The organism is Peterkaempfera griseoplana (genome assembly GCF_001418575.1).
Taxonomy (GTDB): Bacteria; Actinomycetota; Actinomycetes; order Streptomycetales; family Streptomycetaceae; genus Peterkaempfera; species Peterkaempfera griseoplana.
In genome coordinates this window covers 1-23918 of the sequence record NZ_LIQR01000070.1, presented here as the reverse complement: position 1 = coordinate 23918, position 23918 = coordinate 1, and the positions used below count along the sequence as shown (strand labels likewise).

Below are 23918 nucleotides of genomic sequence, written 5' to 3'. Positions count from 1 at the left end.
GCGGTGGGCCCGGTGACGTCAGGAGGTGAGCGCGGCGAAGAGGTCCGGGATCAATGCCGCGTTGGGGTGGCTCAGAGGTACGGTCAGCGCCGGCTTCTCCACGCCTGCCTGGTGGATCCAGACCATGCCGTTGCGCTGCTGCGGGGCGCTGATGGAATGCCAGGGCAGGGAGAGCCGCGGCTTGTCGCACGCGATGCCGTCCTGGCTCACCTTCACGCTGCCGCCGACCGTGACGGTCCCGCCGCCGCGAACCCGGGTGACCAGCTCGGTGAGCAACCGGGGCTCCAGGTACTGCCTGACCAGGTTCACCAGGAACGTCCACTCCTCGGGCTGCTGTGCCTGCCGGCCGTACCTGGAGAAGGGCACGGAGACCTGCGGTCCGCCGCGGTACGGGTACCGGCCCACCCGGAAGTCCCAGGTGTTGACGTAGGTGGTGGGGAACATGAAGCGCTTCTCGGCGGTCTGGGTCGCCCAGTAGCTGACCCACTCCACCTGGTCGAGCGCGAGGGACTTCCTTCCGTAGGTGATCACCTGGGGGTCGGCGTACAGACCTGTCCAGCCGATCTTGGTGTCGAGGACCGGCGTCCGGGCACGCTGGGCCGACGGCGCGGGAGACGGCGCGCCCTGCGGTGCCGAGCGGGTCGCGGTGCGGGGCCGGCCGGCGCCGGCGATGTGTGCGGCCAGCCATTCCGGGGTGTGGGTGCGCGGGTAGGCGGCGAGGTCGTCGCGGTAGTGCTCGGGGGCGAGCAGCTGGTCGTCGGGGAAGGGCCGGTCGCCGTAGTCGTACTCCGTGGTGATCCGGGCGTTCGTGCCGGCGCTGTGGTCGACGCTGAGCAGCAGGCGCCACCACGGTCCGGCCGGCATCCGCCCCGCGAGGTGCCGTTGCCGGCGGACCAGCACGGCTATCTGCTCGGGTACGCGTGCCTCGGTGCTCCGGCCCCCGGACCCGAACCGCAGCTGGGCGACCTCACCGGAGACCGTGAAGGAGAAGACCGCCTCGAAGCGGTCCCACCCCGGCGGGCCGAGCAGGGCCAACTGCTGTGCGATGGGGCCGAGCAGCCCGGACGCCCTGGCCGCGAACACCTCCGCACCGGGGGTGTCGACGGTGAACGAGCTGATGCCGGCGGCGCCTGCAGACTCCGCGTCGAGCCGCATCACCTCGTCCCTGAAGTCGGCAAGCGCCCGTTCCTCCGCGAGCCCGCGGCGGACGTACGCCTCCTCCGCGGAGAACAGCTCCTCCGCCTGCCGCGGAGGGACCGAGCTCGACGTCTCCTTGACCCGCCCGGCATCGCTGACCAGGAAGACCGACCGGCCCACCGGCATGTCCAGGAACGCCATCGGGTCGCTCTCGTCGACCTCCACCGGCGCGTACACGCTCCAGCCCGCATCGAAGCGATCCGCCGTCAGCCCCTGCGTTGGGTAGTCCAGGCCGCGTGCCTGAATCCGCTCCACGACCAGCGAGATCGCCTGTGCTGCGGCCAGCTGCCCGCGCTCGGGTGCCGGGGCCCGGTCCAGAGGGTGGGGGTCGGCGCCGTCCGGCGACCGGCCCCGGTAGTGCTGCGTGAGGTCGAACCAGAGACACACCTCCTCGGCGGTCTCGACATCGACATCGGCCGTGACCACCGACCAGGAGCCGCCGGCGTCCCGCCCGTAGAGCGTGACCACGTCGCCGTCGCTCCGGCCCGCTGCCACATAGTCCGCCCGGTGGAGATCGCCGAGGTCGGCGGCCTCGGCGAGGGTGGGCGCCGTGGGGCTGACGCGCGTCCCGAGGGGTTCACCGTCGACGCCCACGGCGGTCAGTACGTAACCGTCGTCAGGGACGAAGGCGTGGGCGAAGGGGTCGTCGGCCCGGGGGCTGTCGTCCCAGTCCGGCTCTGGCCGGCACTGGGCGTCGTGCCGGCGTCGCATCTCCACGACGACGGCGGCGGGGGCATCGGCGACGAGGAGCGACCAGGTGCCGGTGGCGTCTCTGCCGTAGAGGGTGATGCGGTCGACACCATGACGGACCGACACATAGTTGGTCCGATGACTCCCGCCGAACTCGGCGGCTTCGCCGAGGGTGGGTGCCGTGGAGACGGTGCGTTCCCCGAGGCGTTCGCCGTCGGCTTCGGTTGCGGCCATCACATAGCCGGTCATCGGTCCTGCTCCTGTCGCTACCGGAGGTGGGGGTGCAGGGTCACCCGCCACCCTAGTCGCTGACGATTACGGTGATGCTCCATCACTACTGGTTCGGGACACATCAGTTGGCGCTCGCACCTTCCCGGTCGGAACACGGATCCGCGGCGCACGCCAGGGATGGTCGACTCGCCCGAACCCGACGGTTCGCATGACGGCGGGCCGGTCCCGGAGGGTGCCCTGGTGCTGCAACGGTCATGTGCTCCCGCAAGCCCCGGGGCGCAGGTGCTGCCTCGCACCTGCCAGCGCGTCCGGTGTCGCGCTGATCGGAAGGGCTCCGGATTGCGTTCTCCCGGGACGGGAGAATCAGGAACCACCGAAGAATGCGAGCAGTTCCCCGGCGACCCGGTCGGGTCCGCCGTCGTCCTCCGGGCCGTCGTGGCCCAGGCCGGGAAGGACGGCGACCTGGGACTTCGGCAATGTGCCGGCAAGGGCCTCCACTGCGGTCCTGAGATAGGACGGCCCCTTGGTCCCGCGCATGAGGAGGACGGGGATGTCGAGATTCGCATAGTCGGAGAGCGTGTCGCTCATCTCGTCGACGATCCGCATGTCGTTGCGCATCGTCGGCACCAGATCGCGGATCCTGACGTCGCTGGCGCTGCCGTTCCCCTGGAGCCGCATGACGACGGCCATCGCCGGTACGAGCAGCCGGCCAGGGAGCCGCTGGAACAGAGGCTCGGTACCAAGGCCCTTCATGACACTGATGACCGCGGCGGAAGTGCGGCCCTCGGCAAGCTGCCTCTCATAGGAGGGCACCCACTCCGTCGGTACGGAACGGGCGATGGAGAAGGGCGCCTCATAGGGCGCCACCCTTTCGATCGCGGGCATTTCGAGCGCCGTCCGCAGGGTGACCAGCGCCCCCGCGCTCAGACCGAACATATGGCGAGCCCGGGTCCCGGCGATGACCGCCTGCATGTCCTCCACTTCGCGCGATACGCCGAGTTCGTCCCCGAACGGGCCACTCAGCCCGCGGCCGCGCCGGTCGGGAATGCAGACCGTGAAGGAGTCCGCCAGGAGCCGGCCGAGTCGCAGGAGATCCTGCGAGGACTTCAGGCCTCCGTGCAGCAGAACAAGTCCCGGGCCGCGCCCCGTTTCCCGGTAGCCGATCACCGTTCCGTCCCTGGAGACGACGGACGCTTTCCTGTACGGGTCCGTGCGGGTCATCCCGTTCCTCCCCCTGGTGTGATCACGCATCCGAAGCAGCCGGTGCCCTGTCCACCGGACCGCGTACCGCGCCCGCGCCCGCGCCGGCGGCCGCGCACGGGAACCGCAGCCCCAGGCCGATGCGCCGACGCGAAACGCCCCCGTCGCCGGTCTGCGCATCCGTCGCATCGACGTGAACATCGTTCACGTGTACATTGTTCACTTCTGCGAGGCGGGACTGTCAAGGCCGGGGAGACGGCGATGGGGGAACGGCGCACCGAGGTCCTGCGGGCCGCGATCGAGCTGCTGGACGAGGTCGGCATCGACGGGCTCACCATGCGGCTCCTGGCATCCCGTCTCGGCGTCAGGGCGAGCGCGCTCTACCGGCACTACCCCAGCAAGCAGGCCCTGCTCGATGCGATGGTCGTGCATCTGTCGACACCCCGCGGCGAGGCGCGGACACCAGCGGACGCCCCCTGGGACGAGCAACTGCGCCGCACCGCGGGCAGCCTGCGCCAGCTGATGCTGGCGCACCGCGACGGGGCCCGCCTCATGTCCACGTTCCACACTCCCGGACCGGAGGCCGCCGCCGGCTTCCACGACCTCGTCGGCGCCCTCGTTGCCGCAGGCACCACACCGGACGCCGCGGTGACCGCGGTCGACACCGTGCTGGCCTATGTGAACGGCCACACCCTCGAGGAGCAGGCCCGCAAGACCGACGCCTCCGCGTGGCCCGGACACCGCCGCGACCTCGCCTTCGACAACGGCCTCGAACTGATCCTCACCGGCATCCGGGCGACCTTGCCCTGAACAACTCCGGCTCTGGGGAGGGCGGCAGACGGCCCCATGGCCGGGACACAGTTCCAGGGACGTCGACGAGGGAACTCGACGGGGGACGTCGACGACCGCGCCGGTACGCAGGCCACCGACCGCAGCGGTGACCTGCGGTGCTCCCGCAGACGACGCAGCCACCGCCCCCGGCTCGGCCGCCCGGCCAAGCATCGGCCCCGCCCTCAACGCCGCGTCACCACTCGGCTAATCTCCAGGCCTGGTCAGGACGCATCTCAGGCCCGACCAGGCATCATCCGCTCCGCCCTGTGAGGAATCCGTGCGACACGCCCGCCGCGTCCTGCCCGCCCTGGCCACCGCCGCGGCCCTGGCCCTGAGCACCGCCCCGGTGGCGCACGCCGACACCAGCGCACCCCGGATACGCATCGACTCCAGCGGCGCAGCGCCCGGCTATCTGCGTCTGTTCACCACGGACGGCGCCACCCCTGTCGGTGCCGTCACCGCCCGCATCTTCGCCCCGGGCGTCAGTCCGCTCACCGGCACGCCGGCCGCCGTCGTCGACCTCCACACGGCCGGCCGTCTCGCCGACGGCGAGACCCTGTGGAGCAGCGACCACCTCCCCGGTCTGGTCCGGGGCACCGTCTACCATGCGTTCCTGCAGCTCAGCGATGCCGGGGGCAATGTGCTGGGCGAGGAGCAGCAGGTCCCCTTCCCCTACCGCAGCGCGCTGCGGGTCACCGGGCTGTCCGCTTCCGCCGCCGCTGCGGACTGGCTGCACCAGCAGGTCACCGTCACCGGAACCCTGATCGAGGACACCCCCGAGGACCCGGGGCCGGGCGCTGCGGTCGGCGCCGGGTACGAGGTCGACGTCCTGCCCGGGGCGGCCGGCCTGCTTGCGTCCACCACCGATGCGGCGGGCCACTTCAGCCGGTCCTTCACTCCCACCGCCGCCTCGCAGCAGGTCACCGCGTTCGCGGCCGTGCCGCGCACCGGCGCCGGGGCGGACACCCCGGCCACCGCCGTCGCCCAGCCGGTCACCGTACGCCGCTCGCTGACCCGTATCTCCGGCCCCGCCGGGGTCACCCTGCGCGAGGGCTCCACCGCCGCCGTCAGCGGCACCGCAGAGATCCAGACCGCCCAGGGCACCTGGGTGCCGCTGCCGCGCACACCCGTGCTGTGCCCCGACGGCCGCCCCGCCGCCGCCACCGACGCCTCGGGCCGTTACACCTGCACCCTGTCCATCACGGGCAACCGCACCGTCACCGTCAGCACCGGCGACACCGACCCCGGCGACCTGTGGCTCGCCACCAGCAGCCACCGCACCACCGTGCGCACGGTCTGGAAGACCGCCACCACGCTGACCGCGACCCTCGACGACCGCTCCCGACTCCACGTCACCGGCACCCTGCGCGACAGCGTCACCCGCCGCACCTGGCCCTCCGGAGCGCATGTCCAGCTGGAGTACTCCGCCAACGGCACCACCGGCTGGCAGACCATCCGCACCCTCACCGTCAGCCCCGGCACCAAGGACGCCCCCACCACCGGCACCTTCAGCACCTCCTTCGCCGCCCGCAACGACGGCTACTGGCGCGCCCGCTTCACCGGCAACACCGACAACCAGCCCTCCACCAGCCCCGTCCGCCGCGCCCATCGCTACGCCACCCGGATCACCGCTTTCAACGCCTCGCCCGAGCCCGTCCGCAAGGGCCGCACCCTCACCGTCACCGGGCGCCTGCAGAAGAAGACCTCCTCCGTCTGGAGTGCCGCCACCGGCCAGACCGTCACCCTCTACTTCACCCCCCGCGGCTCCACCCACGCCACCCGCATGGGCACCGCCCGCACCGACAGCCACGGCACCTTCACCGCCCACTACACCGCCAAGCTCGACGGCACCTGGACCGCCACCTGGTGGACCACCAGCCCCAACTACCTCACCGCCACCGCCACCCCCGACTACGTCGACGTCAACTGACGTCCGGCCGGCGCCGGGGCATGTGCGGCCCGCTGGACGGATCAGCGGGCCGCGCACGCTCCGGCTTCCCGTCCCCTCAGCGGCTCATGGCGGTCTCCCGCTCCACCCGTGACAGCTTCTCGGGATTGCGCACGCTGTAGAGGCCGGTGATGTGGCCGTTGTCGATCCGTACGGCCAGTACGCCGTCGATCTCCCCGTCGAGCCGGACGAGCAGCGCCGGGCTGCCGTTGATCTGCACGGGTTCGACGGACCTCTCGCCGTCGCGGTTGTACCAGCCGGTGGCCAGGAGGCGGGCCACCCGGGCGGCTCCGGCGACGGGGCGCAGCAGGGCGTGTTTGACCCCGCCGCCGTCGCTCAGGGCGACGATGTCCGGCGCGAGGATGTCCAGCAGGCGCTGCAGGTCGCCGGTTTCGACCGCTTGCTGGAACGCCTGCAGCACGGCCCGGGTCTCGGACGGGGAGACGGTGCCGCGCGGTCGGCGTGCGGCGACGTGGGCCCGTGCCCGGTGGGCGATCTGCCGTACGGCGGCGGGGGACTTGTCGACCGCCTCGGCGATCTCGTCATAGCCCAGGTCGAACACCTCACGCAGGACGAAGACGGCCCGCTCGGTCGGCGTGAGGGTCTCCAGCACCAGCAGCATCGCCATGGAGACGCTCTCGGCGAGTTCGACGTCCTCGGCCACGTCGGGCGCGGTGAGCAGCGGTTCGGGCAGCCACGGCCCGACATAGGACTCCTTGCGCCGGCCGAGCGCACGCAGGCGGTCCAGCGCCTTCCGGGTGGTGATCCGCACCAGGTAGGCACGGGCGTCCCGTACGGTCCCGGGGTCGACGCCCACCCACTTCAGCCAGGTCTCCTGCAGGACGTCCTCGGCGTCGGTGGCCGAACTCAGCATCTCGTAGGCGACGGTGAACAGCAGGTTGCGGTGGGCCACGAAGGCCTCGGTGGCGGTGTCCACGCGACCGGCGCGGTCGGCCGGCTCGGCGGCGACGGCCGGGACGGCCGGGTCGTCCGCGCGCTCGGCAGGGCCGGTCGGCTCGGCCGTCCCCGTCGTCGGTTCGTCGCGCTCGCTCATCACCGGCTCCTGCCTGTTCGCTCCCAGCACCGCCACACGCACCAGACGCCGGCCCCGGCCACCCTGTGACAGCCGCCCCTGGTGGCCCTCGTCACATCGCCGCGCTGTCACAGGGGCCGAGGCGCGGACGTCTGGTGTTCGTCAGAGCGCCGCCCGGACGTTCCGGGCGGCACGCAACACCACCAGTCGGCACCTCAGTCCGTCTGATGCGACAAGGAGATGATCGTGGCAGCACACAGTGCGGCCCCCGCGACCGGACCGGGCCCGGTGGCGATCGGGACGGCGGCCGCGGACCCCAGGCGGTGGCTGGTTCTCGCCGTCATCGCCGTCGCCCAGCTCATGGTCGTCCTCGACCTGACCGTGATGAACCTCGCGCTGCCGTCGGCGCAGAACGCACTGAAGTTCACCGCCGCCGACAGACAGTGGGTCGTGACCGCGTACGCGCTCTCCTTCGGCGGCCTGCTGCTGTTCTGCGGCCGGCTGGCCGACCTGATCGGCCGCAAGGTGACCTTCCTGACCGGGCTGGTCGGCTTCGCGGCGGCCTCGGCCGTCGGCGGCGCCGCGGTCGACTTCTCCATGCTGGTGACGGCACGGGCGTGCCAGGGGGTCTTCGGCGCACTGCTGGCGCCGTCCGCCCTGTCGCTGCTGGCCACCACCTTCAAGGACCCCAGGGAGCGCGCCAAGGCGTTCGGTGTCTACGGCGCGGTCGCGGCCGCCGGCGGAGGGCTGGGCCTGCTGGTCGGCGGCGCGCTGACCTCCTATCTGTCCTGGCGGTGGTGCATGTACGTCAATGTGCTCATCGCGGCGGTCGCGGTGGTCGGGGGCGCGCTGCTGGTGGGCAGGCAGCAGCGGACCCCGGGCGGGCGACTGGACGTCCCGGGCGTGGTCACGGTCTCCGGCGGGATGTTCTGCCTGGTCTACGGCTTCTCCAACGCAGCGTCGCACAACAGCTGGCGCACACCCTCGGCCTGGGGCCTTCTGGTCGCCGGTGCCGGGCTGCTGATCGTCTTCGCGCTCTGGCAGTCCCGTGCCGCGCAACCGCTGCTGCCGCCCCGCGTCGTACTGGACCGGAACCGGGCCGGCGCCTATCTCACCGTCCTGACCATCGGGGCCGCCACCTTCGGCGTCTTCCTGTTCCTGATCTACTACATGCAGGTGACGCTGGGGTACTCGGCGGTCCGCTCGGGCGTCGCCCTGCTGCCGATGGTGGCGCTCAGCGGCATCATGGCCACCCTGGGGAACACCAGGCTGATGCCCCGGTTCGGCCCCAAGCCGATGGTCGTCGCCGGCATGCTGCTCAACGCGGGCGGCATGGTCTGGCTGACGAGGATCGGCGTCCACTCCGGGTATGCGTCGACGCTGCTCGGACCGATCATGGTGACCGGTGCGGGTATGGGCCTGATCTTCGGCATGGTGGCCGCCACCGGCACCTTCGGCGTGGCACCGCAGGACGCGGGCGTGGCCTCGGCGAGCATCAACACCGGGCAGCAGCTGGGCGGTTCGATCGGCACCGCGCTGCTCAACACCATCGCCGCCGGAGCGGGCGCCCACTATCTGGCCGGCCACGGGCGCGGCCGACCGACACCGCAACTGCTTCAGGCGGCGGCCGTCCACAGCGACATCACGGTCTTCTGGTGGTGCGCCGGCATCTTCGCGGCCGGAGCCGTCGTCTGCGGCGCACTGCTCCGGCGCGGCCCCCTGACCCGGCAGGGAGAGAGGCCCGCCAGCGAGCCGTCCCCGCTGGCGGCGACGGCCGGACGGTAGTACCTCGCCGCTCGGTGGGAGACCGGGGGCCCGGCGTCCGGAGCACGATCCGGACGCCGGGTGCTCTCCCGACCCCCCGCATCACCGGGGCCGGTCGCTCGCCTGCCGGTGGCATGCCTGCTGGACCTGCTGCGGTCGGGATCGCCGCCGCGCCGAGGCGGGTTGGGCGACCTGGGTGACCGCAGCGCGGCTGACGGCTGAGGGTTTCGATGGTCCGGCCGTCGCATCGCGCAGGGGCCGGACCGCCGCGCGCACCGGTGTCGGCGGACGCCCCCGGCCTTCGTCCACGACCGGGGCCTCGACCTCTCGGCCGCCGACTCGCCGGGGCTGGCGGCCGGGGGCCTATACGTTCTGCTCCGCCGTGAGGCGCTGAAGGAGACCCAGCAGGGTCGCACGGTCGGTGTCGGTCAGGGCGGTGAAGCAGGCGGCGAGCACCTCGTCGGCGATCTCATGACCGGCGGTCAGAACCAGCTCGCCTGCCGGGGTGAGATAGTGCTCGATGCGGCGGCCACGCCCTGGGCGGCGTTCGACAAGGCCCTGTGCCGCCAGGCGGCCGACGAGCGCTCCGAAGGCCTGCTCGGTCTGGAAGGTCGCCACGGCCAGTTCGCGCGCCGACGCGCCGGGTGAGCGGCTGATCGCGCGCAGGGCGTCCCACTGGGCCAGTGTCGTGCCGGCCGCCGCGAGGGCGGTGTCGAGCGCCCGGTGCTGCCGATACTGGGCCTGCTTCACCGCTCTGCCAAGTTCCTGCAGCTCACCATGCATGGAGCGAGTCTACGGCACAACCAAGCTAGCTTATATAAAGAAGTTTAGTTAGCATGAAGGCATGACCACGGAGACCGCAGTCCCTTACGCCGACCTGCCCCTCACCCTGACCGAGGCCGGAAGCGGCAGGCCGGTGCTCGTCCTGCACGGCGGCGGAGGCCCCGCCACCGTCGCCGGCCTGGCCCAGCACCTGTCCCGTACCGCACACACCATCACGCCCGTGCACCCGGGATGGGACGGCACCCACCGCCCCGCCTGGCTCACCGGCATCGACCACCTGGCGCTCGCCTACCTCCGTCTCCTCAACGACCGGGGGCTGCGCGACGTCCTCGTCGTCGGATCCTCCCTCGGAGGCTGGACGGCCGCCGAGATGGCCGCACGCGACAGCACGGGCGTCATCACCGGACTGGTCCTGATCGATGCCGTCGGCGTCGACGTCCACGGCGAACCGATCACCGACATCTTCACCCTGGACGCCCGCGGCCTCGCGGAGCACTCCTGGCACGACCCGGACCGCTACCACCGCGACCCGGCCACCGTCCCGGCCGGGGAACTCGCCCAGCGCCAGGCCAACGCGGCGACCATGCGCGCCCTCGCCGGCGACCCCTACATGCACGACCCGACACTCCTGGGCCGACTGCGGCGCGTGCAGGTCCCGGCTCTCCTGCTCTGGGGCGAGAGCGACCGCATCGTCACCCCCGCCTACGGTGCGGCCTACGCCGAGGCCTTCGGTGACGGGCGACTCGATGTGATCCCCCGGGCCGGTCACCTTCCCCAGATCGAACAGCCGGAGGCCGTCCACGCCCGGATCGATCGGCACCTGCGGCGGACGGCCGCCTCCTCCGCCGACGCCGAGTGACCCTGGGCGGTCAGCCGGTGCGGCCGCCGCCTCCCGCCCGCTGCACGGTGCGGGCCGTACGGGGATCCGCGTCGGCCGACGTCTCTCCCCGATCGGGCTTGGCCGGGATCTATGTCGCGATATAGCGTTGACCACCCAGTCGCGCCGCTGCCGAAGTCGCGCGGAGACCCTCGCCAGGACCAGGACGGAAGCATGTCGGGAGAGATCTCGCCCACCGGGAAGCCCTCCGGACCCGGCTCACCGCCCGAGTTGCGGGCCTCCCACGCGGACCGGGACCGGGTGGTGGAAGTGCTGCGTGTCGCCGCGGGCGACGGCAGACTGACCGCGGACGAGTTGGACGAACGTCTGGAGGCGGCCCTCTCGGCGCGGACTCTGAGCGAACTGACGGTGCTCACCGCCGACCTGCCGTCCGCGTCGGCCGGCGCCGGGGCCAAGGACGTGGTCCGGATCGAGCAGGTCCACAGCGGCCCCGTCAGGCGGGAGGGCCGCTGGGTGGTGCCGCGGAGGATGGAACTCGCGACGACGTTCTGCGAGGTGACCCTCGACCTCACCGAAGCCGTGATCACGCATGACGTCCTGCGGATCGACGTGGCCATGACCGGGAAGAACCTGACGCTGGTGACCAGGCCGGGCATCGTGGTCGACACCGACGGACTGCAGCTGGTGCACAGCAGGGTCGACCACCGCCAGGACCGCGCCGATCCGGGTACGCCGGTGGCTCTGCGAGTCGAGCTGGTCGGGCAGAAGGCCTTCGGCCGGGTGGTGGTACGGCCCGGGAAACGTACGTTTCTGCAGTGGCTGCTGCGCAGGCCCGTCTCCCGCACCCCGGGTTACTGATCCCGAAGTGGCGTACCGGTCACCGCCGACCGGAGCATGCCGGGTTCGACTGCTCCGCCCCGGCGGGAGTCGCGTGGTCCGGGTGCCGCGGACGCCGGGCCGCCCAGCGCCGGTTCCGGCCCTGCGGTCCGGGGTGGCGCACGAGGGCCTGCCCGCAGCCGGGCACGGCGGCGGCGCGGTGACGAATCTGCGGTCCCCGTCGCGGACGCACCAGGAGCGGTGTGCCGTCGACGTCCGGTGGCAGCGTTCCTATGATGGGGCCCTCGGGCAACTGGGGGGATGTTGATGACGACGCACCGGCCACGGGTGGGGGCGTACGGCCTGTGCATCAGCGACGGGCAGGTGCTGCTGACGCGCTTCACCCCTCCCGACGGCACGGACGGGCACTGGTCGCTGCCGGGCGGCGGCGTCGAGCACGGCGAGGATCCGCTGGACGCCGTGGTGCGCGAGGTCCGGGAGGAGACCGGCTACGAGGTCGTGGTCGACCGTCTGCTGGGCGTGGACTCCCGTACCCGCCGGGTCACCCGGGACGGTGCCGGAAGCGTCGAGCTGCACGGGATCGGGATCTTCTACCGGGTGCGGATCGCCGGTGGCCGGCTGCGGCACGAGGTCAACGGCTCCTCCGACCTGGCCGCCTGGTTCCCGGTGGACGAGGTGCCCCGGCTGGCGCGGGCCACCTTCGTCGATGTGGGGCTGGCGCTGGAACGCACCGAACCGCTGGACGGTCATGTACCGCCGGTACCCGCGGGCGGCCTCCTGCGGTCCTGAGGGCCCTTATGTCGCTGCCCGCGATGGTCTCCGTCATGGACGGCCACCGGGTTCGGGTCCGGACGTCCCACTCCCCGGGGCTGCGGCATTCCACCCTGCACGGTCGCCTCCTCGCACTTCCCCTCGCCGCCACCCGGAAGTCGCCGAAGGGAACGGCGCAGACCACGGGACCAACGTCGGGCCAGGTCACCGACGCCGTCCTCGACCGCATCGGCAGCGAGCGGTCGATCGCCATGGGCTCAGCGTGCGGGGACCACACCGGTTCGGCCTGACGGCGGGGCGCCGCCGGTGTGGTGACCGCGCGGAAGGAGCCCGGCTGGCAGAGCACAACTGACTGACGGTGTGCCACCCGCAGGGGCCACCATGGCGGCGTCGCGGGCGCACAGAGGTACGGACCCGGGCGCCTACCGCTTCGACTGGCTGTTGGATTTCGTTTCTTTCGCTCCAACTGTTGACCATGAATCAAACATGACGACACACTGTCCGACGACTTCTCCCATTCCAAGGGGGCGCCGTGGGGCGTGTGCTGTCGCATGTCCGAAAGTTCACTCTCCTCCGGACAGCCGGACCCATGGGTTCGGCGTCCACTCCGGCGAACCACCCGCCAGGCGGCCGCCGATCCAGGACCGCCGGTCCCCGGCGCACCTCGGCTCAGGCCCCCGGATGAAGCCGGGGAGCGCCGGGGAACTCCACCCGACGGAGCGCCGAGCCGTCCATCGGACCAGGCAGGGCCCGGACCGGCATGCGCCACGGTGCATCCGGCGCGCCGGGCACCGCCGCTGCCGCACGGCGCCGCCCCCGCCGCCCGGGGTGCGGTCGCCCGGCGGTGCAGCGCGCCCGGACGGCAGGCAGGGACGAGCCAACCGAGAGATGAACGAACGGGGTTGACATGACAGTCGCGCCGCAGAAGCGACGCCTCACACCCACGCGACGACGGCTGGCCACGGCGACGGCGCTGTCCCTCGCCGCCGCCATGACCCTCGCGGGCGTCGGCCCGGCCTCGGCCGGCAACACGCCCGCCGCAGGCGCAGCCGGCCACCGGATCCCCACCGTCACCTCCGGGGACGCCCGCTTCGAGATCCTGTCGCCGACGCTGATCCGCACCGAGTACGCCGGCGACGGCAAGTTCACCGACGACCCGACCTTCAACGCGATAGGCCGCGACGGCTTCGCCCCGGCCGCCTACACCGCCCGCACCGACGACGGCTGGCTGACCGTCAGGACCAGCGCGGTGGAGGTGCGCTATCGGGTGGGCTCCGGGCCGTTCGACGCGGACAATCTCTCCGTGCGCGAGACCGCGGGCGGCGACCCGGTGACCGCCGCCCCCTGGCAGCGGCTGACCTGCTCACTCGGCGCGCTGTGCGAGGCGGAGAGCCTTCAGCTCGACGGGGTGTCCGTGGCCGCGGACCACACCGGCCACACCGGCCTCGGCTTCGCCGCGGGCTTCGCGGGCACCGGCGGTTCGGTGGCGGCCGACATGGACGCCGGCAGCGCCGGGACGTACCAGTTCGACCTGCGCTACGCCAACTCCGTCGGCGGCGACGGCAGGAACGAGTCCCGGACGCTGACGCTCACGGTGGACGGCGGTGCGCCGCAGACGGTGACCCTGCCGACCACCGCGAACTGGGACACCTGGAACCTCGCCACCGCGCAGGTCGCGCTGAGCGCGGGCCACCACACCGTCGCGCTCACCCGGACCGCCGCCGACTCCGGGAACGTCAACATCGACAGCGTCGCCCTGGTCCGCCCCGGCGACCCCTTCCCACCGGTGTCCACCACCGCCATCACCGGCTGCCTGCTCGGCACGGGCTGCGAGGCCGAGGCCGGCCGGATCACCGGAACCGCCGTCAACGCCCACGACCACCAGGGCTACGCAGGCAACGGCTTCGTCGCCGAGCTCAACCAGGGGTCGAGCCTGACCACCCACCTGGTCGGCGTGCCCGCCGACGGCACGTACACCCTGCGGGTGCGCTACGCCAACGGCAGCGGCGGCGACGGCCTGCACCAGACCCGCACCGCCTCGGTCTCGGCGGGCGGCGCCACCGGCACCCTGACGCTCCCGGCGACCGACGACTGGGACGACTGGCAGACCGCCTCGGTACCGGTCACGCTGAAGGCGGGGGAGGACGACGTCACCCTGGGCTGCCCGGACGCGGCGAGCTGCCATGTCAACCTGGACACCGTCTCGGTGGCCGCGACCGGAGCCGCCGCCCCGCAGCCGCATCTGGCGCTCGGCGGCTACCGCCGCGGCCTGGACGGCGTCACCGGCAGCGGCCCCGCGCCGGTGACCACCCCGGGCCTGCTCAACAAGGACGGCTGGTACCTGCTGGACGACACCCCGTCGGCGCTGTACGACACCGCGACCCAGCGGGCCGTACCGCGCCCCTCGCACGGCGGCGCGCCGTACCAGGACGGCTATGTCTTCGGCTACGGGCACGACTACAAGCAGGGCCTGAGCGACCTGGCCGCGCTGACCGGGCCACCGCAGCTGCTGCCGCAGTGGGCGTACGGGGTCTGGTACTCGGAGTACATCGACAGGACCGCCGCGGACTACCGCAACACGATCCTGCCGGCCTTCCGCTCCGAGGGCGTGCCGCTGGACGTGCTGGTGACCGACACCGACTTCAAGGCCGTGAACGACTGGAGCGGCTGGGAGATGGACCCGTCCAGGTTCCCCGACCCCAAGGGCTTCTTCGACTGGTCGGCCGACCAGGGGCTGCACAACACCCTCAATGTGCACCCCAGCATCCTCGCCTCCGACCCGCAGTTCGCCCAGGCGCAGGCCACGGCCAAGGGCAGGCTCACCAAGGGCGGCTGCGCCCCGGCCGCCTCCGTGCGGAACGACTGCTACACCTTCGACTTCGGCGACCCCGACCAGCTCAGGGCCTACCTGGACCTGCACCGCACCATGGACGACCAGGGCAATGACTTCTGGTGGCTGGACTGGTGCTGCGATCAGTCGCAGGCCTCCCAGGCGGGGGTGACCCCGGACGCGTGGATCAACCAGCAGTACGCCGCCCTCACCGGCCGGACCCTCGGCCGCGGCTTTGTCCTGTCGCGGGCGTACGGCTCACTCCAGGCGGGCGGTTACAGCGGCCAGGCGGGACTGCCGACCGGGCCGTGGGCGGACAAGCGCACCACCGTGCACTTCACCGGCGACACCTCCTCGACCTGGGGCACCCTCAAGCTGGAGGTCGGCTACACCCCGGGTGAGTCCGCCGCGACCGGCATGGCCGCCATCACCCATGACATCGGCGGCCACAACGACACGACGGGGCTGACCGGTTCGGAGACCTACACCGACGGCGGCGGCACCCACACCACCCACAAGCTGCCCGACGACCTGTACGCCCGCTGGGTGCAGTTCGGCACCTTCCAGCCCATCGACCGCCTGCACAGCAACCACAGCGACCGGCTGCCCTGGCAGTACGGAACCGAGGCGCGGCAGTCGGCCGACAGGTTCCTCAACCTCCGCGAGAACCTGGTGCCGTACACCTACTCGCTGGCCGAGGAGGCCAGCCGGACCGGCCTGCCGATCGTCCGTCCCACCTACCTGGAGTACCCGGACGAGGCGCAGGCGTACGCCACCGCCGGCAGCGAGTACCTCTACGGGCCCGACGTCCTGGTCGCCCCGGTGACGACGCCGGGCACGACCGCCACCACCTCGGTGTGGTTCCCGCCCGGCCAGTGGACGGACTACTTCACCGGCCGGACCTACCAGGGCGGCACCACCCAGACCGTCACCACCGGCCTGGACTCGATGCCGGTCTTCCTGAGGGCCGGCGGGATCCTGCCGACCCGTACCCATGATGTCCCCGCCGACGACAGGGCTGCGCTGACCGACGTCACCCTGACCGTCGCCGCCGGAGCACCCGGCTCGTACCGCCTCTACGAGGACGACGGGTCCGCGGCGGCCGCGCAGCACCGGGGCGGCAGCGCCACGACGACCATCCGGTACGGGGAGAGCGGCGCGCATCACACCGTCTCCATCGGCCCGGCGCAGGGCTCCTTCCGCGGTCAGGTGCAGAGCCGGCAGTGGACGCTCTCGCTGCTCGGGACGGACCGTGCGCCCACGGAGGTCACCGCGTCCGGGAAGCGGCTCACCAGTGGCGACTACCACTGGGACGGCGCCACCGGAACTCTGACGATCACCCTGCCGCGGCAGTCCGTGCACAAGCCGGTCACCGTCACCTACCAGTGAAGCCGTGAGGTCCTCAGGTGGCGGGTCGGGCCGGGCACCGCTCCGGCTCGCACCCGCCACCTGCCTCGCGTGCTTCCCGTAACCGGCGGACGTCGAGACCCCCACGGGCGGCCGGCCTGCGTCGCGGGCAGCCCGCGAGCGCGGACCGGCGCCCTGTGCGGCGTCACCGGGCCGGGATCGGCTGGGTGAGGTTCACCGGGTTGCCGTCGGGGTCCTTGATGTGGGCGACGCGCTGGCCCCAGGGCATGTCCTTGGAGGCGCCGCCGACCGAGCCGCCCAGCGCCGCCACCCGGCCGAGCGTCGCGTCGACGTCCTCGACACCGATGCTGAGCAGGATCCGCGGTGCGTCGCCGCCTCCCGCGTCGGTCCTGGCCACCAGCCCCAGGTCGCTGTCGCCGATGCGCAGGCCGAGGTAGAAGGCCGGGCCTTCCTCCGGCACCCGGAAGATCTGCTCGGCGCCGAACAGCTTGGTGTAGAAGCCGAGCAGGACGTCGTGGCGGGCGGTGATGATCACCGGCTGGATGGTGGACATGGCACTCCTGTCGGGAACGGTCGCGTCGCCGGGTGGACCGTTCGGGGACGGTGAACTCATCGGTGGAACCGCCCTGTCGGAGGGGCCGCATCCCGGGGCACCGCCGTCCGCGACCCGTACGGTCAGCCCGCGACCGGGCCCACCACCCCGGCTGACCGGCCACGCCAGGCCGGGGCGGCCTCGGCGGGCCCGGTCGCGGGAGGTCGCAGCACAGGAGGCCACAACCAGGAGGCCGCAGCACAGGAGGCCACAACCAGGAGTCCACAAAGAGGAGGTACCGCATCCGCCGGGCGCGTCCCCGCCCGGCGGATGCGGCGTCGAATGGCGTCAGCGCAGCCCGAACGCGCGGGTGATCGTCTGCGAGACGCTGTTGCCGGCGCTGTCCCCGGCGGTCACCCGGAGGCTGACGAAGTGCGCGGACCCCGGCGCGTGCAGCCGCGTCCGCCACCCGTCACCGCTGCGGTCCGTCCCGCTCCGCAGCCAGGTCACCCCGTCGTCGTAGGACACCTCCAGCGAGGGCCGGCCGATGGTGGCCGTCGTCCCGGGCAGATGGGAGGCGGTCACCGTCAGCGCGGCCTGCCGGTCCGCCCGCCCGGCCCTGTCGGTGTCCACCCCGTAGTCGAGCTGGATCAGCGGCAGCGGCGCGGCGTCGGCCGCCTCGGAGGTGAAGTCCCACTCGGTCAGCGTGTGCGTCGAGTAGGGGTCGGCCCAGGTGCCGCGGTCGTTGTCGACCACCAGCCGGTAGGGCAGCCGCTCCGGCGGCAGACCCAGTGCCACCGCCTTCTCGGCGTTGCCCCACATGAGGAAGTTGTCCCCCTGGTAGAGACCCACCCAGTCCTTGACGTCGAAGTTGTCGTAGGCGTCGCCGACATGGCCCGCCCCCGAGTCGCCCCAGCCGGGCACCCGGGCGATGATGTTGTCGCCGTAGCGCATCGGCTGGTTGATGACCGAGCCCATCCTGGGCCGCTCGATCGGGCCGAACCAGCTGACCTCGGAGGTCGTCCCCGCCGCGTAGTGGAGGACGTCCAGCGACTCCTGCGAGGTCTCGCCGTAGATGCCCGCGTTGTCCAGCCAGTCCGTGCCCGCGGTGACCCAGTCGGTCCGCTCGCCCTGGGCGGGAACCGGGAAGGCCCTCCAGACACCTCCCCAGCCGTCCGAGACGTCGCCGCGGAACTCGTACGCCTTGCCCGGCCGGTAGTTGCGGAAGGAGACGTCGACCCGGGCCAGGTCACCCGGCCTGACCCGCCAGGTCGGGTCCGCCGGGACGCCGCCGGACCAGTGGTGCACCACGTCGTAGAGGTAGTCGGTGGTGGGGTGCGAGGTGACGCTCAGCGTGACCGGGCCCCGCCGGAGTGCGTCGATCAGATCGCCGCCCTGGTCGGCGCCGAGTGTCGCCACCGTCAGCGGTGCGGGGCTCTCGCTGCTGTCGGTGGGCTCGTCCCACGGGTCCAGCCGGCCGACGCCCTCGCTGACGGCCAGCAGCACCCGGGCTCCCGCCGCCGCGGCGGCCTTCGCCTGCTCCTCGACGGTGGCCGTGTCGCCGCTCCGTACCACCACGGCCTTGCCGCGTACGTCCGTGCGGGCCAGCGCCTCGGCCGTGCCGTCGCCGGCGAAGACCGCGGTCAGCTTGCGGGTGCCGGCCGGCAGCGGCTCGGCGGCGCGCTTGACCAGAAGGTCGGCGTAGTCCTCCTGCCCCCTGCTCACGGTGAGCGCCGGCTGCTCCAGGCGGAAGCGGGCACCGAAGGTGAAGCCGTCGGTGGGGCCCCCGGTGGTCGGGAGCGCCCAGATGCTGTCGTAGGCGTCGGGACCCTGCAGTTCCGAGAGGGAACCGGGCATGAAGGTGTCGGTCTCGGAGTTGCCGCCGAACGACTGGCTGATGTCCAGCCGCGACAGGACCGCGGTGGCCTCCTTGGGCACCGACGCCCGCACCTGACGGGCGTTGCGGCCGTCCAGTGTGACGGTCAGGTCGTGGTCCAGGGTGACACCGGTGAAGGCCAGCAGCGCCAGACCCAGCGAGTGCGGCCCATGGGCGCCCTGCACGTCGGTGAGCAGCCATCCGCTGTAGGTACCGGTGGGCAGTTGAGGCACGGTGCCGGTGCCGGAGTCGTCGAGCGTCACCGTCGGCATGCTGTGCGCCGAGACGATGGTGACCCTGCCGGAGAGCGGCCTGCCCGAACGGTCCTTGGCGACGATGGTCAGATCGTGCCGCTGCCCCTCCCGCACGGCGCCGATCAGGGTCCGGGTCCGCACCGCCCCGGTGCCGTCCGTACCGGTGATCACGCCGCTGACCGGCTGGAAGGCCGGCAGGCGGTCCAGTGTCGCGGTGAGGTCCACCGAGGTGGTGCCGTGCGCGGGAACGGTCACCCGGTCGGCGGAGAGGGAGAAGGCCTCCGCCGCGACGGCGGCGTCGATCGCCAGGTCCAGATCGACCGGGGCGTCACCGGTGTTGGTGTACGTCACCGTCCGGACGTCGGTCTCACCGGGCTTGGTGGGCCAGGTGTGGAAGCCGGAGTAGGCGCTGGCGGTGGCGAAGACCGAGGAGTGCACGGCCGCCAGGGCGTCCAGCCGCCCGCTGCCCGCCTGGTAGGGGCTGTACTGCGGAGTCGGCTTGGCGCTGCTGACCAGCGCCTCCTTCAGCTGCGGCCCGGTCCAGCCGGGGTGGGCGGCGGCCAGCAGCGCGGCCGCGCCGGCGACATGCGGTGTCGCCATCGACGTGCCGCTCATGGTGGTGTAGTAGCCGGACCCGGTCGAACTGTCCTTGGAGCGGGCCGCCAGGATGTCGACGCCGGGCGCGGTGATCTCCGGCTTCAGCCCGCCGTCGCCGCGACGCGGGCCCTGGCTGGAGAAGTCGGCGAGGTGGTCGGCCGAGTCGACGGCGCCGACCGTCAGCGCGGCGTCCGCCGCGCCGGGACTGTTGATGTTGTTGGGGCCTCCGTTGCCCGCGGCGACGACGAACAAGGCGCCGGTCTCGGCACTGAGCCGGTCGACCGCCTGGCTCAGCGGGTCGGTCCCGTCGCCGTCGCCGCCCAGGCTCATGCTGATGATCCTGGCCTGCTCGTCCCTGGCGGCCCACTCCATGCCCGCGATGATCCAGGACTGCTGACCCTGGCCCCTGCCGTTGAGCACCTTGCCGACATCCAGCCGCACGCCCGGGGCGACGCCCCGCTCCTTGCCGCCGGAGGCACTGCCGGTGCCGGCGATCGTCGAGGAGACATGGGTGCCGTGGCCGACGTAGTCGGTCATCTCCGGCTCGCCCGGGACGAAGCTGGCGGTGGCGTCCACCTGCCCGGCGAGGTCCGGGTGTTCGGTGTCCACACCGGTGTCGAGCACCGCGACCCTGACGCCGCTGCCGGTGTTCCCCTGCGCCCAGACCTGCGGTGCGCCGATCTGGGCGGTGGACTCCGCCAGATCGGCCTTCACCCGGCCGTCGAGCCACACCTTGGCGACGCCGCCCGCGAGGACCGGGTGCGCCGATCGGGCCGCCGCCGCGCCGGCACCGCCGGTGAGCGCGGACCAGAACGCCGGCGCCTGCTCGCGCTGCTCCGCGACGGCCGCGCCCTGGATGCTGTCCAGCCGGCGGGAGAGGGTGGAACCGGCCATCCGGGGCCGGGTCCTGGACCCGGCGGCGTCGGTGTAGCGCACGATGAGCGGCAGGGCGGCGGTGTGCGCGTCGTCGTAGCCGTCGGCGATCAGCCGGGTCACGTCGAACAGCTGCCTGTCCAGCACCCCCGCGCTGACGTACGGCAGGGCCGCGTCGGGGTAGACATAGGTCTCACCGTCGACGACGGAGCGGTGGAAACCGGTGGGGGCGCCCGTCGCGCTGGTCAGCGACCGGACGGTGGTGCCGTCGGCGGCGGTGCCGATGGTGACCTTGTCACCGGTGATCAGAGTGACGCTGCGGCTGCCGGCGCCGTCGAGGGACGGCCGGTGCACGGTGCCGGCGGGCGGCAGCGGACCGGTGGCCGCGGGGACCGCGGCGGTGGCTGGTATGACGCCTGTCGCCAGAGCGGCAACCGCGGCAAGCGCGATCGGCCCTGACCGGCGAATGCGAGCGATGGGCAAGGAGACCTCTCGAGTGGGGGAGAACGCAGGAGCATCTCCGCCGCCGGACCTCCGCCGCCGCCACCCGCGGGCGCGCGCACCGACCGTGCACCCGGGCCCCGGAGTGCTTCGGTGAGGTGACTGCGTGCCCAACTCGTGGCCGCTCCGGTGCCCGTGCGCCGTCGACTCCTGCTGGCTGTGGGCTCAGCCTCACCGCGGGACGCGTACGATGTCGAGCTGATTCGGCCTGGTCCGAAGAACGACATTCCGGAAGGACCGCCTCAGGCCGCCATGGTCTACCGCATACATTTCACCGTTCAGGACCTGGCCCGGACACGTGTCGCCGAGGGGCCGATGCCGCTGCACGAGGTGGAACTCGCAGCGCGAGCCCTGCAGGGCCGCAGCCGGCCCGTGCAGTTCGACGCCTGGCGGCACCACGCCCGTACGCAGCTGTCGGCCCAGGCCCGGATGGTGCTGGCCCTGATGCCCGCGGTGGGATGTTCGCCCGACTTCCTCAGCCCCGTCAGAGCGGGCACCGTGGAGGAACTCGTGGAACACGTACGCGGCACACCTCGCGAACGCATCCGGGCGGACCTGCAGGAGACTGCGGCGCAGCGTCCCTCCCTGCCCACCTGGGCCCACCAACTGGCTGACGACGCCTCCCTGTTCGCCGACCTCTGCACCGGGCTCAGCCATCTCCATGCCTGCCTGCTGGCTCCGCACTCGGCCCGGTTCACCGAACTGCTGGCGGCCGACCAGGCCGTGCGGCTGCGGCAGCTGCTCACCGGTGGCGTCGAGCAGCTGCTCACCCGGGCCAATCCCGAGTGGATGCGGTGGAATCCGCCGGTGCTGGAGGTCCGCATGGTGAACGGAGCCGACCGCGACCTCCATCTGCAGGGGGAAGGCCTCACCCTCGTTCCGTCGATGTTCTGCACCCGTGCCGTCGTCACCGACGGCCGGCCCGTCGCCGTGAGCTATCCCGTCACCCCGGACCGGCACCCCGGCGGACTCACCGCCCTTGCCCCTCCGCCCGGCCGGGCGGCACGCCCGGCAGATGTGTCCACGCTTCTGGGCCGCACCCGCACCGCGGTGCTCACCACCGTCGCAGCGCACCAGGGCTGTTCCACCAAGGAACTGGCTGCCCGCGCAGGGATCGCACCCGCGAGCGCCAGCGAACACGCATCCGTTCTCCGTGAAGCCGGGCTGATCTCCTCCTTCCGGCACCGCAATTCCGTGCTGCACAGCCTCACCCCGCTGGGCCGGGCACTTCTCGGCACCTCACAGGAAGGGTGAGTCCGCTTCCGTTGCGGCGTCCTTCGTGGCTCAGCCGCGGACGAAGGCCGGGGACTCGTTCCGCCACAGATCGGTGCCGCTGAAGGGGTTGTACGCCAGTCGCCCCTGGAAGGTGCGCACCAGGAACTCCACGATGCCGCAGTCGTAGCGGGTCAACGCCGGCCCGCGCGGAACGGGGTGCCTGCGGAAGATGACGCTGCGCCACTCGTCCGGCTCACCGACGGTGCTCCAGTAGGCACTGTCGCCGTCGGGGTTGCCGCCCCAGGCGAACAGACCGCCGTGCACCAGGTACTCCGGCTCGATGCCCTCGATGCCCTCCTCCGGCTCGGCGGCACAGGGGCAGACTCCGGGGATGTTTCCGATCTCGGCGGCGCCGACCGGAGGCACGATCCCGAGACAGCCCGATATCTCTCCCGGGCCGTATGTCTCCATCAGTCAGAGACAGTCCGCCGGCAACGCCGTTCCGTACCCGCGAACGATCTCGTCCAGGCCTGGCGGAACCCACTTCTCAGCGGGCGGTCGGAGCAGCCGCAGCAGGTCATCTCTCGGCGGCATGGAAACGGCCCCTCCTTTACGGCATGCCGGAACAGGCGGCTTGTTCGACGCTTCGGCAAGGTGACCCCTGGAGGTTATAGGTGCGGGGTGACACGGCAACGGTCCTCGCGCCTCGACCAGGTCTGCCCGGTCTTCCGTCAGAAGGCGGCCGTCGCGGGCCGGGGGCCCCGGCGGGCCGCCGCCGGCCGGACGGCGGCAGTCGAACCGGCAGCGGCCAGGGGTTCTGCTTCGGGCGGGCATACGCGATCATGACCGGATGGACGCGCGTTTCCGCAGCATCGCCGAACTGGCCGAAGTCCCGTCCGTGGCGGTCGTGGTCGACGTCATGCGTGCTTTCACGGTCGCCGCCTGGGCCTTCGGCCAGGGGGCGGAGAAGATCGTTCTCGCCGGGTCGCTGGACGAAGCCCTGGCGCTCAAGGCGAGCCACCCGGGCTGGGTGGCGCTCAAGGACGGTCCGCCCGCGCCCGGGTTCGACGCCGTCAACTCGCCGGGGCTGCTGCGGTCCGTCGACCTCCGCGGACGGACCGTTGTGCAGAAGACCACGGCAGGAACGGTCGGTGCGCTCGCGGTCAAGGAGGCTTCGCTGGTGCTGTGCGCCGGCTTCGTGGTGGCGGAGGCGACGGCTCGGCTGCTGCGGGAGCGCGACGCGGACCGTGTCACCTTCGTGGTCACCGGGGAGGACGGGCAGGCCGACGAGGACCTGGCATGTGCGCAGTACATCGCGCGGCGGGCCGCTGGGGAGGGGACGGATGCCGCGAGGTTCCTCCGCCGCGCCGCACAGTCGCGTGCCGCCGCCGAACTCGCCGAAGGCGTGCGTCGGGGGGTCCACCCCGATGACGTCGCACTCTGTCTGGAGCTCGACCGGTTCCCCTTCGCCATGATGGCGACCTTGGAAGGCCCGCTCATGGTCCTCCGGCCGTACGGCGGCGCCCGCGCTGACTGACGACGGCAGCCGGGGCCTGATCACCCGGGGTCCGCGCTCAGCACGCGGGAGTGGGCGCCTCCTGGGAGTGCGGGGTTCCGAGCGCGATGGTGGGGCGTGCGGAGCACCGGCTCTGCCGGTGAGGTGTCCGCGGGCGCACCGGGTGGTGAGGGCGGGGCCGGGGCCGGGGCCGGGGCCGGCAGGGTGGCGGGCGGATGGGCGGCCCGTACGAG

At 72.4% G+C, this 23918-nt stretch carries 17 protein-coding genes; 9 read left to right on the top strand and 8 right to left on the bottom strand.

The window, feature by feature from the left end; genetic code table 11:
- Positions 1-18: 18 nt before the first annotated feature.
- The 3 genes from AOK09_RS41250 to AOK09_RS39965 all read right to left on the bottom strand — a co-directional run bounded on the left by AOK09_RS41250 (position 19) and on the right by AOK09_RS39965 (position 3526).
- A complete protein-coding gene (locus AOK09_RS41250) occupies positions 19-2136 on the bottom strand; it encodes a hypothetical protein (protein ID WP_055586017.1) in 2118 nt (705 codons plus the stop codon).
- A 345-nt stretch (positions 2137-2481) separates the two neighbouring features.
- Positions 2482-3339 carry an alpha/beta fold hydrolase gene (locus AOK09_RS05710; RefSeq protein WP_055586016.1) on the bottom strand — a complete coding sequence of 286 codons (858 nt, stop codon included), beginning with the start codon at positions 3337-3339 and terminating at the stop codon, positions 2482-2484.
- Positions 3340-3361: 22 nt separating this feature from the next.
- Positions 3362-3526 (bottom strand): hypothetical protein, encoded by a 165-nt coding sequence (locus AOK09_RS39965; RefSeq protein WP_157875808.1) that lies wholly within the window; start codon positions 3524-3526, stop codon positions 3362-3364.
- 53 nt (positions 3527-3579) lie between these two features.
- Here AOK09_RS39965 and AOK09_RS05705 point away from each other — a divergent pair, with 53 nt between their 5' ends.
- On the top strand, positions 3580-4128 hold the full coding sequence (locus AOK09_RS05705) for a TetR/AcrR family transcriptional regulator C-terminal domain-containing protein (RefSeq protein ID WP_055586015.1): 549 nt from the start codon (positions 3580-3582) through the stop codon (positions 4126-4128).
- Between the two features lie 298 nt (positions 4129-4426).
- Positions 4427-6079, top strand: a complete 1653-nt coding sequence (locus AOK09_RS43070; protein ID WP_055586014.1) for a hypothetical protein — start codon at positions 4427-4429, stop codon at positions 6077-6079.
- Positions 6080-6155: 76 nt separating this feature from the next.
- Here the strand turns inward: AOK09_RS43070 and AOK09_RS05695 are convergent, their stop codons facing one another.
- Entirely contained in the window at positions 6156-7151 is a 996-nt protein-coding gene (locus AOK09_RS05695; protein WP_079062783.1) for an RNA polymerase sigma-70 factor, read from the bottom strand.
- Positions 7152-7370: 219 nt separating this feature from the next.
- Here AOK09_RS05695 and AOK09_RS05690 point away from each other — a divergent pair, with 219 nt between their 5' ends.
- A complete protein-coding gene (locus tag AOK09_RS05690; RefSeq protein WP_407675350.1) occupies positions 7371-8915 on the top strand; it encodes an MFS transporter in 1545 nt (514 codons plus the stop codon).
- Between the two features lie 342 nt (positions 8916-9257).
- On the opposite strand, the gene AOK09_RS05685 is transcribed toward AOK09_RS05690, so the two are convergent.
- Positions 9258-9677, bottom strand: coding sequence for a MarR family winged helix-turn-helix transcriptional regulator (locus AOK09_RS05685; RefSeq protein WP_055586013.1), 420 nt, complete (start codon positions 9675-9677; stop codon positions 9258-9260).
- Positions 9678-9738: 61 nt separating this feature from the next.
- On the opposite strand from AOK09_RS05685, the gene AOK09_RS05680 reads away from it, so the two are divergent.
- The 4 genes from AOK09_RS05680 (at position 9739) to AOK09_RS05660 (ending at position 16342) form a co-directional block, all read left to right on the top strand.
- Complete coding sequence (locus tag AOK09_RS05680) at positions 9739-10536, top strand: alpha/beta fold hydrolase (protein WP_079062782.1); 798 nt, start codon at positions 9739-9741, stop codon at positions 10534-10536.
- Between the two features lie 192 nt (positions 10537-10728).
- Positions 10729-11373 (top strand): DUF1707 SHOCT-like domain-containing protein, encoded by a 645-nt coding sequence (locus AOK09_RS05675; protein WP_055586012.1) that lies wholly within the window; start codon positions 10729-10731, stop codon positions 11371-11373.
- A gap of 285 nt (positions 11374-11658) precedes the next feature.
- Positions 11659-12141 (top strand): NUDIX hydrolase, encoded by a 483-nt coding sequence (locus AOK09_RS05670; RefSeq protein WP_055586011.1) that lies wholly within the window; start codon positions 11659-11661, stop codon positions 12139-12141.
- A gap of 973 nt (positions 12142-13114) precedes the next feature.
- A complete protein-coding gene (locus AOK09_RS05660) occupies positions 13115-16342 on the top strand; it encodes a TIM-barrel domain-containing protein (protein ID WP_055586021.1) in 3228 nt (1075 codons plus the stop codon).
- 163 nt (positions 16343-16505) lie between these two features.
- On the opposite strand, the gene AOK09_RS05655 is transcribed toward AOK09_RS05660, so the two are convergent.
- Complete coding sequence (locus tag AOK09_RS05655; protein WP_055586009.1) at positions 16506-16874, bottom strand: VOC family protein; 369 nt, start codon at positions 16872-16874, stop codon at positions 16506-16508.
- Positions 16875-17201: 327 nt separating this feature from the next.
- The gene (locus tag AOK09_RS05650; RefSeq protein ID WP_245687135.1) at positions 17202-20807 is read right to left on the bottom strand and encodes a S8 family peptidase; all 3606 of its coding nucleotides are present in this window, start codon (positions 20805-20807) and stop codon (positions 17202-17204) included.
- Positions 20808-21206: 399 nt separating this feature from the next.
- Here AOK09_RS05650 and AOK09_RS05645 point away from each other — a divergent pair, with 399 nt between their 5' ends.
- Positions 21207-22208, top strand: a complete 1002-nt coding sequence (locus tag AOK09_RS05645) for a winged helix-turn-helix domain-containing protein (protein ID WP_055586007.1) — start codon at positions 21207-21209, stop codon at positions 22206-22208.
- Positions 22209-22238: 30 nt separating this feature from the next.
- Here AOK09_RS05645 and AOK09_RS05640 read toward each other — a convergent pair whose 3' ends face one another.
- Positions 22239-22595, bottom strand: a complete 357-nt coding sequence (locus AOK09_RS05640; RefSeq protein ID WP_055586006.1) for a hypothetical protein — start codon at positions 22593-22595, stop codon at positions 22239-22241.
- 424 nt (positions 22596-23019) lie between these two features.
- Here AOK09_RS05640 and AOK09_RS05635 point away from each other — a divergent pair, with 424 nt between their 5' ends.
- Positions 23020-23706 carry a 2-phosphosulfolactate phosphatase gene (locus tag AOK09_RS05635; RefSeq protein WP_055586005.1) on the top strand — a complete coding sequence of 229 codons (687 nt, stop codon included), beginning with the start codon at positions 23020-23022 and terminating at the stop codon, positions 23704-23706.
- The last annotated feature ends 212 nt before the right edge of the window (positions 23707-23918 follow it).